Source organism: Stutzerimonas urumqiensis, from assembly GCF_003640395.1.
Classification (GTDB): Bacteria; Pseudomonadota; Gammaproteobacteria; order Pseudomonadales; family Pseudomonadaceae; genus Stutzerimonas; species Stutzerimonas urumqiensis.
In genome coordinates this window covers 86208-100792 of the sequence record NZ_RBZQ01000007.1, presented here as the reverse complement: position 1 = coordinate 100792, position 14585 = coordinate 86208, and the positions used below count along the sequence as shown (strand labels likewise).

Sequence of the window (14585 nt, the reverse complement as noted above, 5' to 3'; positions counted from 1 at the left end):
CCACGCATGAACCTCGACGCCATCACCCGCCGCCTTCACGCCATCCGCGACCGCAACGACTGGCAGCGCTTCCACAGCCCGAAGAACCTGGCGATGGCCGCCAGCGTCGAGATGGCCGAGCTGGTCGAAATCTTCCAGTGGCTGAACGAGGACGAGTCGCGCCGGCTGCCGGCCGAGGCGCTCGCGCATGCGGGGCAAGAGGTTGGCGACATCCTGATGTACCTGGTGCTGCTATGCGGCGAGCTGGGCATCGACATGGAACAGGCGCTGCTCACCAAGCTGGCCGACAACGAGCGGCGGTTCGCCCGATGAGCGACCGGCATTTCGACGCGCTGGCGGCCCGCTTTGCCGAGAAGATCTACGGCGGCGCCAAGGGGGCGATCCGCCTGGCCGTGTTGCAGGCCGATCTCAGCGAGGTGCTGCCGGCCCGACCACTGCGGGTGCTCGACATCGGCGCCGGGCTCGGGCACATGAGCCTGTGGCTGGCGCAGCAGGGCCACCGGGTCACCCTGACCGAGCCCGCCGTGCCGATGATCGAGGGCGCGCGCGAACGCTTTGCCGAGGCCGGCTGCGAGGCGACCTTCATTCAGGCGCCCTGGCAGGAACTGGACGAGGCGCTCGAGGGCACCTTCGATCTGGTGGTCTGCCACGCGGTGCTCGAGTGGCTGGCCGAGCCGCAGGCGATCCTGTCGCTCTTGCGGCGCGCGACCGCCGATGACGGCTGGCTGTCGCTGGCCTTCTACAACCGCGATGCGCTGGTCTATCGCAACCTGCTCAAGGGCCATTTCCGCAAGCTGCGCAGCGGCCGGCTGGCCGGCGAACGACAGAGCCTCACACCGCAGGAACCGCTCGATCCGCGCGAGCTGGCGGCGCAACTCGACCCGGCCTGGCGGGTCGAACGTACCAGCGGGGTTCGGGTGTTCCATGACTACATGCCGCCGGACTTCCAGGCGCGCACCGAGCCGGCCGATCTGCTGGAGATGGAGCTGGCGTACCGTCGCCACCCGGCCTTCGCCGGACTCGGGCGTTATCTGCATTGGTTGTGCCGGCCACGCTGAGCCGGCTCGGAGGACGCATGCTGCCTCGTCGCGCACACGGGTTGACGGCGCTGATGGCCGGGGCGCTGGCCGGCTGTCAGGGCGCCAACCCTTATACCGATCAGTCGGCGCCGCTACCGCCGGCCCCGGCAAATCCGCCAGCCGTCAGTACGACCTATCCGGCGGCGCCGCTCGACTATTCAAGCTATCGACACTGGACCTGGCGCACCCCGCCAGCGGGCACCGGCCCCATCAGCGCCAACACGGTGCAGGAGATCGTCGCCAGCGAACTGGACCAGCGCGGCTTGCGCCCCGCGCCCGAAGGTCGCGACGCGGGGCTCGCCGTCAGCGCGCAGCTCGCCACCGAGACGCGCATCCGCCAGGTCTACGACGACTACGGCGGGTACGGCGATTACGGCTATGGCTACGGCGGGTACGGACGCGGGCATTCCAGCATCGGCTTGTGGGGCAGCCCGAGGCCTCGTCTGCGCCAGTACGAGGAACAGGTTGCCGTGGTGCGCCTGAATTTCTACGACGCCGCCACCGGCCAGCAGGTCTGGAGCAATGGCGCCGAAGTGCGCGCCGGCGACAGCCAGGCCGAGCAGCGGGAGGCCTTGCGCGAGGCCGTCGAGAAGGCGCTGTCCAGCTATCCGCCTCGTTGAGCGAGGCCATGAGAGGAATCCGACGATGAAGCGACTTGCCCTGATCGGTCTCGCCGTCCTGCTGGCGGCCTGCCAAACCACCCAGGTCGAACGCGACTTCGACCCCAGCCGCGACTTTTCCAGCTACCGGCAATGGAGCTGGCGTGAGCCGGCGGTGCGCTACCAGCCCGACGACCCGCGCCTCAAGAGCGACCTGACCGAGCAGCGCATCCGCGACGCCGTCAGCCAGCAGCTCGACCAGCGCGGCCTGCGCCCGGCACCGGCGGGTAGCGAGGGCGATCTCGAGGTGCAGACCTGGATGATCGTCGACGACCGCGAGCAGCAGGTGACGACGCACTACAACAGCATGATCGGCCCCTGGTACGGCTACTGGGGCGGCCCCGGCATCGTCGAGTCGCGCACGCTCGACTACCAGGTCGGCACGCTGCAGATCGACCTGTACGACAGCCGCGACGGCAAGCTGGTGTGGCGCGGCAGCACCAGCCGCATCCTGCCGGCCGATCGGCCCGGCCCGCGTGCCCGTGCCGAGGCGATCAACCAGACCGTCGCCGAGGTGCTTTCGCAGTACCCGCCGAAGTGAGCACCTGGCGGTAGGGGCGCAGGCGCTCCGACCGCGTCGGGATGCCGAGCGCGCAGCGCCGGGTCATCGCCCGCCACGGCCGGGTGGCCTACACTGCGCGCCTTTCCCCGATCCCGACTACGGAGAACCCCATGCCCGCGATGCCCTGGTGGCTGCTCGCCCTGCCCTTCGCTGCCGGCGCCTGCCTGTCGTTGCAGGCCGGTATCAACGGACAGCTGGCCCGCCACCTGTCCAGCGTCATGGCCGCCTCGCTGATTTCCTTCGCGGTCGGCACCCTGCTGCTGTTCGCCGTCACCGCTGCGCAGCGGGAGCTGCCCGCGGTCGGCGCCTTCCGCGGCCTGCACTGGTGGCACTGGATTGGCGGTTTTCTGGGCGCGTTCTTTATCTTCACCGCGACGCTCGCCGGGCCGCGTATCGGCGCGCTGCTGTTCATGGCGCTGGTGCTGGCCGGTCAACTGTCGGCGGCCACGGTGCTGGATCACTTCGGCTGGGCCGGTTTTCGGCAGTCACCGATCAGTCTCGGCAAGGTCGCCGGGCTGCTGCTGATCTTCGGCGGCGTGTGGATGATTCGCCGCGGCTGAGCGCTCAGTCCTCGCGGACGAACCGGTAGAACAGGTTCGGTTCGCTGACCACGTACAGCCGGCCCTGATCGTCCAGCGTCAGCCCTTCGGCTTGCGGCACGCGATCGGCGAGGCCGGCAAAGCCGCCCCAGAGCGAGCGGTAGCTGACGAGTCGACCCTCGCCGTCCAGCTCCATCATCAGCCGGGACTCGTCGCTGAGCAGAAGCAGGTGGCCGCTCGCGGCGTCGTGATGAACCGACGACAGATCGCGCGCCATGTCATGGTCATCGAGCCAGGCCGAGCGGTCGGTGAGGGTGATCGCCGTGGCGCCGGTCGTCAGGCTGCGCCTGAGGCCGGCCACTTCCAGCAACTGGCGCGGCGAGTGCTCCTTGACCAGGAACAGCCGATCGCCCGCCGCGTCGTAATCGGCGCCCTCCAGGCCAGCGTTGCCAGCCAGTCCAAGCGCCAGCGAGAAGACCGCCGCCTCGGCCCGCAGCGGTGCCTCGGCCGTCGGGACCGGCACGACCACCAGCTTCTGGCTGCGCTCCTCGACCAGCAGCAGCCGGTCGTCACCCAGATAGGCCACGGCCTCGACATCGGTGAAACCGTCCAGCGGATAGCGGGCAAGCGTCTCGCCCTCCGGCGAGAGCGCCAGCAGCGTTTCAGGATTGTTCACCACGGCCCAGAGCTGATTGCGGTCGGCATCGGTGGCGGCAGCATGGCGGCGTCAGGTTGCAATCGGATGACCGCGCATCCCCAGAGCCGGGGTCGCCGTGATGGCACGCACCCCGCCGAACCCTGCCGTCCGGCAGACCGAATCACCCACGCAGGCCCTGTAGGAGCCGGCTTGCCGGCGATCGGGGCTGGGTACAGCCCTGCTATCCGCCGAATCGCCCGCAAGCGGGCTCCTACAGGTAAGCGCCACGGTTTGGGATTCTTCGTAGGAGCGAGCTTGCTCGCGAACCGGCGCGCGACCGCTGGTCCCGTAGGGTGCATTCGCGAAGCAATGCACCAGCCTCGCATCGGTGGTGCGCCGGCGGATTGTTCGCTGCGCTCCTGAATCCGCCCTACGGTTTGGCGTCGCCGGGTGGTCTGATCGCCCGCAAGCGGGCTCCTACAGAAAGCAGTGCGCCCGATGCTAAAAACCGGGCGCCGCGATGACGTAACCGTAGAGCGGTGCGACCGGCGTCCCGGAGCCGGGATCGCCGTGATAGCGCGCACCCCGCCGACCCTGTCGTCCGGCAGGCCGAAATCACGCACGCCGACCCTGTAGGAGCCGGCTTGCCGGCGATCGGGGCTGGGTTACAGCCCTGCGATCCACCGGATCGCCCGCAAGCGGGCATCTACAGGTAAGCGCCACGGTTTGGGCTTCTTCGTAGGAGCGAGCTTGCTCGCGAACCGGCGCGCGACCGCTGGTCCCGTAGGGTGCATTCGCGAAGCAATGCACCGGCCTCGCATCGGTGGTGCGCCGGCGGATTGTTCGCTGCGCTCCTGAATCCGCCCTACGGCTTGGCGTCGCCGGGTGATCTGATCGCCCGCAAGCGGGCTCCTTCAGAAGCAGTGCGCCCGGTGCTGGAAACCGGGCGTCGCGATGGCTTAATCGTGGAGCGGTGCGACCGGCGGTGCCGCGGTGCCGCGATGGACGGCCATCGCGAAGCGCCGCGGCCGGCGGCTCCGGTGTGGCGATCAGAGCCGGAAGCTGCCCATCTGGCGGCTCAGGTCGTCGGCCAGCGCGCTCAGCGCCTGGCAGTTCTCCAGGCAGCTCTGCACTTCACCGGCGGTGGCATGCGCCAGATCGGCGATGCCCTGCACGTTGCGAGTGATCTCCTCGGTCACCGACGACTGTTCCTCGGTCGCGGTCGCGACCTGGATGTTCATGTCGCTGATGCGCTCGACCTGATCGGTGATGGCCGCCAGCGACTGGCCGGTGCGCTGGCTGGATTCGACACCCGTAACGGTCGCGCTCTGCCCGGCCTGCATCGAGGTCACGGCGGTATCGGCGCCCTGCTTGAGTCGCGAGATCATCTTCTGGATTTCGTCGGTGGACGCCTGCGTGCGACTGGCGAGCGTGCGCACTTCATCGGCGACCACCGCGAAGCCGCGCCCCATTTCGCCGGCGCGCGCCGCTTCGATCGCGGCGTTGAGCGCGAGCAGGTTGGTCTGCTCGGAAATGCTGCGGATCACCGCCAGCACCTGGTCGATCGAGGCGACCTCGTCCGCCAGCTGGCCGACCGCCCCCGCCGCCTGGCCGATCTCGCCGGACATGCGTTCGATGTGCTGCACCGACTGGCCGACCACCTGCCGCGCCTGCGCCGCTTCTTCGCGGGCCAGCCGCGAGGCTTCGGCCGCCTGGCTGGCGTTGCGGGCGATCTCCTGGACGGTCAGGCCCATTTCGTTGACGGCCGTGGCGACCATGTCGGTCATGTCGTTCTGCCGGCCGGCGCGGTCGGCGGTGTTGTCGACCACCTGCGCCACTTCCTTGACCGCGACGCGCAGGCGTTCGCTGGTCGAGAGCACGTCACCGATCAGGCCGCGCAGGCTGCCGAGGAAGCGGTTGAAGCCACGCGCCAGGTCGCCGAGTTCGTCCGCACGACTCTCGTCGAGTCGACGCGTGAGGTCGCCGCCGCCCCCGCCGATTTCGACCAGTGCCGCGGTGACCTGCCGGATCGGCCGGGCCAGCCCGCGCGCCAGCAGGGCGACGAGGCCAAGGAAGAACAGGGCGATGGCGATGCCGACCGCGCAGGTCATCCACAGGGTGCGACGCGCCTCGGCGTAGATCTCGGCTTCCGGCACTTCGCTGACCAGCGTCCAGCCGAGCGTTTCGAGCGGCTGGGCGATCGCCAGGAATGTCTCGCCGTCTCGCTCGAAGGAAACCGCCTCGCTGCTACCCGACATCAGGCTCGCGGCGGCCTGATCGCCGGCCAGCCGGGTCAGCGGCGTCGCGCCGTTATGCTCGGCGTTGGGATGGACCTTGACCTGGCCCTTCCCGTCGACCAGATACACCTGGCCACGCTCGCCGAAACGGAAGTCGCGGATCATCTCCGACATGCTCGCCAGGCTGTAGCCGAGGCCGGCGATGCCCAGGGTGCGGCCGCCGGCGCTGATGCGCTGGTTGATGAAGAGCGTCGGCTGGCGCGTGGCCTTGTCGATGTCGATGTCGATGCGCCGCTCGATGCCGCTGTCGACCATGCCGTAGAACCAGGCATCGCGCGGGTTGCCACGCTCGAGCGTACGGGCGAGCCCCGCCTCGCTGTAATAGTTGCCGCTCTCGAGCACCGCGATGGAGGTCGTCAGGGCCTTCTGCTCCTGCTTCACCCCGGCGAGATACCGCGTGAAGGCGTCGGCCTGGTCGGAGCGCTCGCCCTCGACGAGCCAGTCCTGCACCAGGCTGTTGCTCGCGATCGAAGACGCGGCGGTCAGGGGGGCGGTCAGGGTGCGCTCGAGGTCGTTGCGAATCGAGGCGATGTTGGCCGGGAGCGCCTGTCCGACCAGGTAGCGCTCGGTCAGGCGGCTCACCACGCTCGAATAGATGGCGACCACGATGAGAATGCTGGTGAGCAGGGCCGCGCCCATGCTCCACGTCAATTGCCGCTGGATGCTGCGTTTCCAGAAATGCATGGGCTGACTCCGATCACTGCAAGGATTTTTCGTGTTGTATACAAAACTTTGTTACATGGAATTCATTTCGGCGGGCCCTTCATTTTCTTGAAGCATTTCGTCGACCACCGCACACCTCGTCATCCACGCCGCTGCGCCGCACGTCGGGAACTCGGCGCGGCGGCCGGCAGCCCAAGCAGCGAGGGTCGTGCGATGCGTACGCCATTTCTTTCTGAAGGAACGCAACATGCAGGTCGAAGGTTTTTTCGAATGGCTCGGCGCCGCACTGGGCACGGTGATCCGCTTTATCGTCGATGCGCTCGGCGGCTTCTTCGGCCTGCTGGCCGCGGCCGGCCACAACTTCCTGGAAGGTCTGTCGCGCACGCTGGGCATCGACCAGTCGCTGATCAGCCTGGCCGCCCTGGTGATCGGGCTGCTGTTGTTGATCGCGGCGGTGCGGGCCTTTTTCCGCCGCGCCATCGTCAGCGGCCTGATCCTGCTGCTGCTCGGTCTCTGGCTGTTGAGCTGGCTAATCCACTGAACCCGCGCGGCGGCCGGGTCGCCTGACGCGCAGCGGAACGGCGCCGTATAGTGGCCGCCGTTTTCCGACGCTGCGAACGACTGCCCCGTGATGACCGCTCTGCGCGATACCCTCCAGCATCGCCCGACCCACCGCCAGGTATGGTCGCTGGCGGCGCCGATGATGCTCTCCAACCTGTCGATCCCGCTGGTGGCGCTGGTCGACAGCGCCGTGGTCGGGCACCTGCCGCATGCCCACCAGCTCGGCGCAGCGGCGGTGGGTGCGGCGCTCTATGGTGTGATGGTCGGCAGTCTCGGCTTCCTGCGCATGGGCACCACCGGCTTCGCCGCGCAGGCAGCCGGCCGCGGTGATGGCGGCGCGCTGCGGGCGGTTCTGCTGCAAAGCCTGCTGCTCGGCCTGGGTCTGGCGGTCCTGCTCGGGGTGCTGGCCCTGCCGCTGAGCGAGCTGGCCCTGCGTGGCATGGCGCCGTCGCCGGCACTGGCCGGGCTGGCACGGGATTACTTCGGCATTCGCCTGCTCGGGCTGCCGGCTGCCCTGGCGAGCTATGCGCTGGTGGGCTGGTTTCTCGGCACGCAGAACGCGCGGGCCCCGCTCGCCCTGCTGCTGCTCACCAACCTCGTGAATGTCACGCTCGATCTATGGTTCGTGCTCGGCCTTGGCTGGGGCGTGGCGGGCGCGGCCTGGGCCTCGGTCATCGCCGAGTGGAGCGGCGCGTTGCTCGGGCTTGCGCTGGCCCGGCGGGTGCTGGCGCGTCATGCCGGTCGGCTGGCGGCGGACGCTTTGCGTCACTGGCGCAACTGGCGACCGCTGCTGGCGGTGAATCGCGACATCTTCATCCGCTCGCTGTTGCTGCAGGGCGTGTTCTTCCTGATCGCCTTCCAGGGCGCCCGGCTGGGCGACAGCACGGTCGCGGCCAATGCCCTGCTGCTCAATGGCCTGATGCTGACGGCCTACGCGCTGGATGGCCTCGCGCATGCGACCGAGGCGCTGTGCGGCCATGCGATCGGCGCCCGGGACCGCTGTGCGCTCGGTCGCGGGCTGGTGGTCGGCGGGCTGTGGTCCGGGGTGGTGGCGGCGCTGTTCAGCGGCGCCTTCGTGTTTGCCGGCGAAGCTTTCGTCGCGCTGCAAACCGACATCGAGGCCGTGCGCCGCGAGGCCCTGGCGCACCTGCCCTACCTGGCCGCCTTGCCGCTGATCGCGGTGGTGAGCTACCTGCTCGACGGTCTGTTCATCGGTGCCACGCGCGCCCGTGAAATGCGCGACAGCATGCTGCTGGCGGTGGCGTTGACCCTGCCGCTCGGCTGGCTGTTGCGCGGGCTCGGCAACGATGGCCTGTGGCTCGCGTTCCTGCTGTTCATGGCCTTGCGCGGCCTGTGCCTGGCCGTGCTGGCCTGGCGCCTGCATCGCCGCGATGCCTGGATGAACGGCGCGCACGCAGCGGCCGGGTGATTCCAAATTCCCGGCGAATCAGCCAGCATTGCCGTTCTTGCCACCTGCCCGGTCGCACCGGCCCGACGAAGGAATCCGACATGGCCTATGCCATCGCCGCCTACCTCCACTTTCTCGCCATCTTCGTGCTGTTCGCGCTGCTGGTGCTCGAACACCAGCTGTTCCGCCCGTCGCTGAGCTTCGAGCGCGCCCGCAGCCTGTTCCGCATCGACGTCGCCTTCGGTATCGCCGCCGCGCTGGTGCTGGCGACCGGCTTGGCGCGCGTCATCTGGTTCGGCAAGGGGCTGGAGTATTACCTGCAGAACAGCGCCTTCCACGCCAAGGTCGGGCTGTTCGTGCTGGTCGCCCTGCTGTCGATCTACCCAACCGTGACGTTCCTCGGCTGGCGGCGCCACCTCAAGGCCGGCCAGGCGCCGGCGCTGAGCGACGCGCGCGCACGCTGGGTGAAGATGACGATCCGCCTCGAGCTGCTGCTGTTTCTCTTCATCCCGCTGGCGGCAGCCCTGATGGCGCGAGGCATCGGCGTCATCGCCCGCTGACCGGCGGAATCTGACACCTGGCCGTCATGCGTGGCATCCTGCGCGTTCATGACGCAGCCTGGTGACGCCCTGCATGCCCGCTCCGCATCCTCATCGCACGCTGGAATTGCCAGCCGAGACCTACCGGGACCTGGTCAACGCCGTCGTCGATTACGCCATTTTCATGCTCGACCCCGAAGGCCACGTGGTCAGCTGGAATCTCGGCGCGGAGCGCATCAACGGCTACAGCCGCGAGGAAATCCTCGGCCAGCATTTCTCGGTCTTCTTCACGCCCGAGGCGCAGGCAGCCGGCATACCGGAAAAGGCACTGGCCAAGGCGCTCCGCGAGGGCCGTCATCAGGACGAAGGCTGGCGCCTGCGCAAGGACGGCACGCCGTTCTGGGCGCTGACGGCACTCGATGCGGTACGTGACGAGCGCGGCGAGCTGATCGGCCTAGCCAAGATCACCCGTGACATGACCGAACAGCGCCTGGCCCAGCAGGCCCTGCGCGACAGCGAGCGCAACTTCCGGCTGCTGGTCGACGGCGTGACCGACTATGCCATCTACCGGCTCGATACCGAGGGCCGTATCAGCAGCTGGAACAGCGGCGCCGAGCGCATCAAGGGCTACCGCGCCGACGAGGTGATCGGGGCGCACTTCTCGCTGTTCTTCGCCCCCGAGGACCGCGCCGCCGACGTACCAGGCCGCGCCTTGCGTGCTGCGCTCGAGCAGGGCCGCTTCAGCGCGGAGGGCTGGCGGGTACGCAAGAACGGGGAGCGATTCTGGGCGAGCGTGGTGGTCGACCCGTTACGCGACGAAGCGGGCCGGCACATCGGCTTCGCCAAGGTCACGCGGGACGTCACCGAGCGGCGGCTTGCCGAGGAGCGCCTCGAACAGGCCCGCCAGCAACTGCTGCAGTCGCAGAAGCTCGAAGCCCTCGGTCAGTTCACCGGCGGCCTGGCGCATGATTTCAACAACCTGCTGACGATCATCCGCGGCGCCGCGGATCTGGCCCGCCGACTCACCGAGGACCCGCGCCTGCTGCGTCAGATCGAATCGATTGGCCAAGCTGCGGAGCGCGGCGGCGACATCACCCGGCAGTTGCTGACCTTCGCTCGTCGTCAGCCGCTCAAGGCGCAGGTCATCGACCCCGGCGAGGCGCTGCGATCCTGCCTGCCGCTGCTCAAACAGTCGCTCCCACGCACGGTCACGCTCGCCTTGCAGGTGCCGGACGATCTGCCGCTGATCGAGGTCGATCCTGTCCAGCTCGAGCTAGCGCTACTCAACCTGACACTCAACGCCCGGGATGCCGTCGGCGATCCCGGCCGACTGACCCTCGATGCCGAATCCTGCACGCTGTCCGGCGCGCCCGACGGGCTCATGGGTCGCTTCGTCGCGATCCGCCTCGAGGACAACGGCAAGGGCATGTCCGAGGAGATTCGCGCCCGCGTGTTCGAACCCTTCTTCACGACCAAGGCGTTCGGCAAGGGATCGGGGCTCGGGTTGAGCCAAGTGCACGGTTTCGCCCGCCAGTCGGGCGGCACCGTTACCCTCGATTCACAGCCGGACCAGGGCACGACCGTCACGCTTTACCTACCGGTGCACGACGCCAGTACGACCGCCGACGAAACGACTGGTCGCAACAAGCGCGTGCTGCTGCTGGAGGACGACCGGAACGTCGCGGAGGTCGCGCAAGGCATGCTCGAAGCGATGGGCTACGACGTGCTGGTGGCGCACGAGCCCGACGAGGCGCTGAACGTGATGGACCGCGTGGCGCGTATCGACCTGCTGTTCAGCGACGTCGTGATGCCCGGCGGCATCAGCGGCCTCGAACTGGCCAACCGGCTGCGCGAGCGAATGCCCGAGCTGCCGGTGCTACTCACCACCGGCTACAGCGAAGTGGCACAGGGCAGCAACTACCCGCTGCTGCCCAAGCCGTACACCTACGAAAGCCTGGCTCGTGCGATCGAGGCGCTGGTCTGAGGCTCAGGGCGTCAGGTAGGACGAACGCGTCAGGCCGAGCCGAAGGGCGTCGATGTACTGCGTCCGCTCCTTGGGGCTGAGCCGGGCGCTCGCCACCTTGTCGCGGTAGTAGGTCATCAGCTCCTCCGGCGACAGGTGCACGTAGCGCAGCATGTCCTCGATGGTGTCGTGCGTCTCGATGCCGGCGTGGTAGAAGCTGCCGTCATCGCGCTGATAGACGTTCACCGAATCGGTATCGCCGAACAGGTTGTGCATGTCGCCGAGGATTTCCTGGTACGCGCCGACCAGGAACACGCCGAGAAAGTACTCTTCGCCCGGCGCGATCTCGTGCACCGGCATGCTGCTCTCGATGCTCTGTTCGTCGACGTAATGCTTGATCTTGCCGTCCGAGTCGCAGGTCAGGTCCTGCAGCACGGCGCGCCGCACGGGCTCTTCGGTCAGGCGCTGCAACGGCACGATCGGCAGGATCTGGTTGATCGCCCAGGTGTCCGGCAGGCTCTGGAACACCGAGAAATTGCAGATGTACTTGTCGGCCAGCTTGTCGTTGAGCTCGTCGAGCACCGCGCGATGCGACCGCTGGCGCGCCTTGAGCTGGTTGTACAGGCGGCGGCAGATGGCGAAGTAGCTCTGCTCGGCCAGCGCCTTCTGCGCCAGGGTCAGCTTGCCCGAGGCGTACTGCGCGGCCGCCTCGCTCATGTAGTGCGTCGCACGCCAGTAGGTCTCGGTGACCATCTCGGGATCAGTCGGGCCGAGCAGGTCGGCCAGCGCCTGGACGATGTCCGGCAGCTCGTCATGGTTCTCGATGTCGGGCGCGCGATCGTTGTGCCGCTCGAAGTCGGTGACCTGCATGACCAGCACGGCATGGTGCGCGGTCATCGCCCGGCCGCTCTCGGAGAAGATGTGCGGGTGCGGCAGTTCCTGCCGATCGCAGAACTCCTTGAGCATGCCGACCACCGTGCCGGCGTACTCGTCGATGTCATAGTTGATCGAACTGGCGTTGCGCGAATGGGTGCCGTCGTAGTCCACGCCCAGGCCGCCGCCGACGTCGATGTGGTCGACTGGCAGGCCCAGCGCGCGCAGCTCGGCGTAGTAACGGATGGCCTCGCGAAAGCCCTGGCGGTAGTCGGCGAGGTTGGCGATCTGCGAGCCCATGTGGAAGTGCAGCAGGCGCACGCCCTGGTCGATCCCGGCCTCGCGAAAGCGCTCGATGACGGTCAGCAGCTGCGCGGCCGACAGGCCGAACTTGGATTTCTCGCCACCGGTATCGGCCCACTTGCTCGACGCCAGCGAGGACAGCCGCACCCGCAGGCCGACCTGCGGCACCAGCTTGAGCTCGGCGGCCTCCTCGATCACCAGCCCGACCTCGGACATCTTTTCGATGACGATGAACACGTTGTGGCCGAGCTTCTGCCCCATCAGCGCCAGGCGAATGAACTCGCGATCCTTGTAGCCGTTGCAGACGATGGTTCCGCCCTTCGGCGCCAGCGCCAGCACGGCCATCAATTCAGGCTTGGAGCCGGCTTCGAGCCCGATCGAGACATTCTGCGTGGCGATGATGTTCTCGATCACCGCCTCCTGCTGGTTGACCTTGATCGGGTACAGGGCGGTGTACTTGCTGTGGTAGTCGAGCCGCTCGATGTTGGCGTCGAAGGCGCCGGTCAGTCGACGCACGCGGTCCTGCAGGATATCGGGGAAGCGCACCAGCAGCGGCAGGGACAGGCCCGCCTCGCGCAGCTGCTCGATCAGGCCGTTGAATTCGATCGGCGCGCCGTCCGGGCCGTGCGGACGCACTTCCACCAGCCCGTCGTCATTGATCGAAAAATAGCCCGCACCCCAGTGGCGAATGCCGTAGACGCTGCGGCTGTCCGCTGCGGTCCACTGGCTGCCGTCGTCTTTGCGTGTCTGTCTAACCGGCATCGATGCCTCCCCGGTGAAGCGAATGGACCCGCAAGCGATCGCCTGGGGTACTGATGATGTGTTGGAACAGCCCGGTCGAATGGAATTCACTGGGCATGACGGCCGCCGCGGCGAGTCGGCGAACCCGGCTCAGCCACCCGATCGCTTGGCCTTGATACCGCGCGTGGTCAGTTCGTCGAGCAGCAGCTGAACGTGATCGCCCTGGATCTCGATGACGCCGTCCTTCAGCGCCCCTCCGGTTCCGCAACGGCGCTTGAGGGCACTGGCCAGTTCCTTCAGTTCGGCCTCCGCCAGCGGAACCCCGCTGACGGTGGTCACGGTCTTGCCGCCGCGCCCCTTGGTTTCCCGGCGAACCCGTGCGACGCCGTCGCCCGCTGGCTGCGCGGGCGCGCCGCAGATGCAGGCGCCGAGCGGCTTGCCACACTCAGGGCAGTGGCGCCCCGCATCGGTCGAGTAGACGAGCCCGCCGAGCCCGGCGAGCGAAGTCGTTTTCTTGGCCACCGCCCTCTTCCTTCGATCGTTGCGCGCCCAGCCGGGCGACGAAGCTGCGGAATGTAGCAGCAACGCCGGCGGATGCAACGTCGCAGCGCTCGCGCGTCAGGCTCGTGCGGCGAGCCGGTCGGCCGGCGCATAGGGCGTCGGGTCGATGATCGGCGACTCACCGAGCATCAGGTCGACCAGCAACCGACACGACGCCGGCGCCAGCACCAACCCGTTGCGGTAGTGGCCGCAGTTGAGCCACAAACCCTCGACGCCGGACAACTCGCCTATATAAGGAACGCCATCGGGCGACCCGGGCCGCAGCCCCGCCCAATGCTGGGCCACCTCGGCCCCGGCCAGCGCCGGAAGCAGCGTCTGCGCCGTCGCCTTCAGGCTTTCCAGCGCCGTTTGCGTCGGTTGCTTGTCGAAACCGGTGCGCGCCAGGGTACTGCCAACCAGGATGTGGCCGTCGCGGCGCGGAATCGCATAGCGCCCCTTGGCCAGCACCATGCTGCCCAGCCAGTTCCGCTCGGCCTTGTAGAGGATCATCTCGCCTTTGACCGGTTCGACCGGCACCTCTAGGCCGAGCGACGCCAGCAGTTGCCCGCTCCACGCACCGGCCGCCACCACGACCCGATCGGCCCGCCGCTGGCCCTGCTCGGTCTCGACCCCGACGACACGCCCGTTGGCGGTCGTGATGCCGCGCACGGCGCAGCCTTCGACCAACTCGACATTGGGCCGCTCGGCCAACGCCTGGCGCAGGGCCTTGAGCAACCGGGGATTGCGCACGTTGGCGATCTCCGGCATGTGGACCGCCCGCTGATAACCCTCGCCCAGGCCCGGCACCGCGGCGTAGGCCTGCTCGATCGGCACCGCGCGCAACGTCCGTCCCTCGCGCTGCGCCCAGGCCAGCGCCTCGCTCTCATCATCCAGGTCCAGCCAGTACAGCCCCGTCGTGGTGACCTCCGGATCGATCCCCGTCTCGCCCAGCAACCGCTCGCCCAGCGCCGGGTAGTAGTCCTGCGACCAGTGCGCCAGGGCCGTTACCGCCGGTGAATACCGCCACGGATACAACGGCGACACGATGCCACCGCCTGCCCACGACGCCTCGCGACCGACCTGGCCCTGATCGAACAACACGATCTCCACCCCGACATCGGCCAGATGCAGGCTGGTAAGCAGGCCCATGACGCCGCCGCCGATGACTAGTGTTAGCTGCCCCACATTACGCTCCTAAGAAATGGGCCGCGGCTTGACATT

Annotated in this window: 13 protein-coding genes and 1 pseudogene; 9 read left to right on the top strand and 5 right to left on the bottom strand. The window is 68.1% G+C overall.

Annotated features, from left to right (window positions below; genetic code table 11):
* The first annotated feature begins 6 nt into the window (after window positions 1-6).
* The 5 genes from D7325_RS14440 to D7325_RS14420 all read left to right on the top strand — a co-directional run bounded on the left by D7325_RS14440 (window position 7) and on the right by D7325_RS14420 (window position 2860).
* Entirely contained in the window at window positions 7-312 is a 306-nt protein-coding gene (locus tag D7325_RS14440) for a nucleotide pyrophosphohydrolase (protein ID WP_120996802.1), read from the top strand.
* Window positions 309-1058, top strand: coding sequence for a methyltransferase domain-containing protein (locus tag D7325_RS14435; RefSeq protein WP_120996800.1), 750 nt, complete (start codon window positions 309-311; stop codon window positions 1056-1058). The genes D7325_RS14440 and D7325_RS14435 overlap by 4 nt, the downstream gene beginning before the upstream one ends.
* A gap of 17 nt (window positions 1059-1075) precedes the next feature.
* Window positions 1076-1699, top strand: a complete 624-nt coding sequence (locus tag D7325_RS14430) for a DUF4136 domain-containing protein (RefSeq protein WP_177431802.1) — start codon at window positions 1076-1078, stop codon at window positions 1697-1699.
* 25 nt (window positions 1700-1724) lie between these two features.
* Window positions 1725-2279: a DUF4136 domain-containing protein gene (locus tag D7325_RS14425; protein ID WP_120996798.1), complete on the top strand. Its 555-nt coding sequence runs from the start codon at window positions 1725-1727 to the stop codon at window positions 2277-2279.
* A gap of 131 nt (window positions 2280-2410) precedes the next feature.
* Entirely contained in the window at window positions 2411-2860 is a 450-nt protein-coding gene (locus tag D7325_RS14420) for a DMT family transporter (RefSeq protein ID WP_120996796.1), read from the top strand.
* Window positions 2861-2864: 4 nt separating this feature from the next.
* On the opposite strand, the pseudogene D7325_RS14415 reads toward D7325_RS14420, so the two are convergent.
* A pseudogene (locus D7325_RS14415) lies at window positions 2865-3545 on the bottom strand (SdiA-regulated domain-containing protein); the annotation flags it as partial.
* Between the two features lie 980 nt (window positions 3546-4525).
* Window positions 4526-6457 (bottom strand): methyl-accepting chemotaxis protein, encoded by a 1932-nt coding sequence (locus D7325_RS14410; RefSeq protein WP_120996792.1) that lies wholly within the window; start codon window positions 6455-6457, stop codon window positions 4526-4528.
* A gap of 226 nt (window positions 6458-6683) precedes the next feature.
* Here D7325_RS14410 and D7325_RS14405 point away from each other — a divergent pair, with 226 nt between their 5' ends.
* The 4 genes from D7325_RS14405 (at window position 6684) to D7325_RS14390 (ending at window position 10928) form a co-directional block, all read left to right on the top strand.
* The gene (locus tag D7325_RS14405) at window positions 6684-6977 is read left to right on the top strand and encodes a hypothetical protein (protein ID WP_120996790.1); all 294 of its coding nucleotides are present in this window, start codon (window positions 6684-6686) and stop codon (window positions 6975-6977) included.
* A 90-nt stretch (window positions 6978-7067) separates the two neighbouring features.
* The gene (locus D7325_RS14400) at window positions 7068-8426 is read left to right on the top strand and encodes an MATE family efflux transporter (RefSeq protein WP_120996788.1); all 1359 of its coding nucleotides are present in this window, start codon (window positions 7068-7070) and stop codon (window positions 8424-8426) included.
* Window positions 8427-8506: 80 nt separating this feature from the next.
* Window positions 8507-8965, top strand: coding sequence for a DUF2214 family protein (locus D7325_RS14395; RefSeq protein ID WP_120996786.1), 459 nt, complete (start codon window positions 8507-8509; stop codon window positions 8963-8965).
* 73 nt (window positions 8966-9038) lie between these two features.
* Window positions 9039-10928, top strand: a complete 1890-nt coding sequence (locus tag D7325_RS14390; RefSeq protein ID WP_120996784.1) for a hybrid sensor histidine kinase/response regulator — start codon at window positions 9039-9041, stop codon at window positions 10926-10928.
* A gap of 3 nt (window positions 10929-10931) precedes the next feature.
* Here the strand turns inward: D7325_RS14390 and speA are convergent, their stop codons facing one another.
* The 3 genes from speA to thiO form a co-directional block, all read right to left on the bottom strand.
* On the bottom strand, window positions 10932-12845 hold the full coding sequence (gene speA / locus D7325_RS14385; RefSeq protein WP_120996781.1) for an arginine decarboxylase: 1914 nt from the start codon (window positions 12843-12845) through the stop codon (window positions 10932-10934).
* A 129-nt stretch (window positions 12846-12974) separates the two neighbouring features.
* Window positions 12975-13346, bottom strand: a complete 372-nt coding sequence (locus tag D7325_RS14380) for a translation initiation factor Sui1 (protein WP_120996779.1) — start codon at window positions 13344-13346, stop codon at window positions 12975-12977.
* A gap of 96 nt (window positions 13347-13442) precedes the next feature.
* Window positions 13443-14549: a glycine oxidase ThiO gene (gene thiO, locus D7325_RS14375; RefSeq protein WP_120996777.1), complete on the bottom strand. Its 1107-nt coding sequence runs from the start codon at window positions 14547-14549 to the stop codon at window positions 13443-13445.
* Between the last annotated feature and the right edge of the window lie 36 nt (window positions 14550-14585).

What these genes read in the sequence shown, in the direction of transcription:
- D7325_RS14440 (WP_120996802.1), top strand. Translation starts at nt 7, where the DNA reads ATGAACCTCGACGCCATCACCCGCCGCCTTCACGCCATCCGCGACCGC.
- D7325_RS14435 (WP_120996800.1), top strand. Translation starts at nt 309, where the DNA reads ATGAGCGACCGGCATTTCGACGCGCTGGCGGCCCGCTTTGCCGAGAAG.
- D7325_RS14430 (WP_177431802.1), top strand. Translation starts at nt 1,076, where the DNA reads ATGCTGCCTCGTCGCGCACACGGGTTGACGGCGCTGATGGCCGGGGCG.
- D7325_RS14425 (WP_120996798.1), top strand. Translation starts at nt 1,725, where the DNA reads ATGAAGCGACTTGCCCTGATCGGTCTCGCCGTCCTGCTGGCGGCCTGC.
- D7325_RS14420 (WP_120996796.1), top strand. Translation starts at nt 2,411, where the DNA reads ATGCCCGCGATGCCCTGGTGGCTGCTCGCCCTGCCCTTCGCTGCCGGC.
- D7325_RS14410 (WP_120996792.1), bottom strand. Translation starts at nt 6,457, where the DNA reads ATGCATTTCTGGAAACGCAGCATCCAGCGGCAATTGACGTGGAGCATG.
- D7325_RS14405 (WP_120996790.1), top strand. Translation starts at nt 6,684, where the DNA reads ATGCAGGTCGAAGGTTTTTTCGAATGGCTCGGCGCCGCACTGGGCACG.
- D7325_RS14400 (WP_120996788.1), top strand. Translation starts at nt 7,068, where the DNA reads ATGACCGCTCTGCGCGATACCCTCCAGCATCGCCCGACCCACCGCCAG.
- D7325_RS14395 (WP_120996786.1), top strand. Translation starts at nt 8,507, where the DNA reads ATGGCCTATGCCATCGCCGCCTACCTCCACTTTCTCGCCATCTTCGTG.
- D7325_RS14390 (WP_120996784.1), top strand. Translation starts at nt 9,039, where the DNA reads ATGCCCGCTCCGCATCCTCATCGCACGCTGGAATTGCCAGCCGAGACC.
- speA (WP_120996781.1), bottom strand. Translation starts at nt 12,845, where the DNA reads ATGCCGGTTAGACAGACACGCAAAGACGACGGCAGCCAGTGGACCGCA.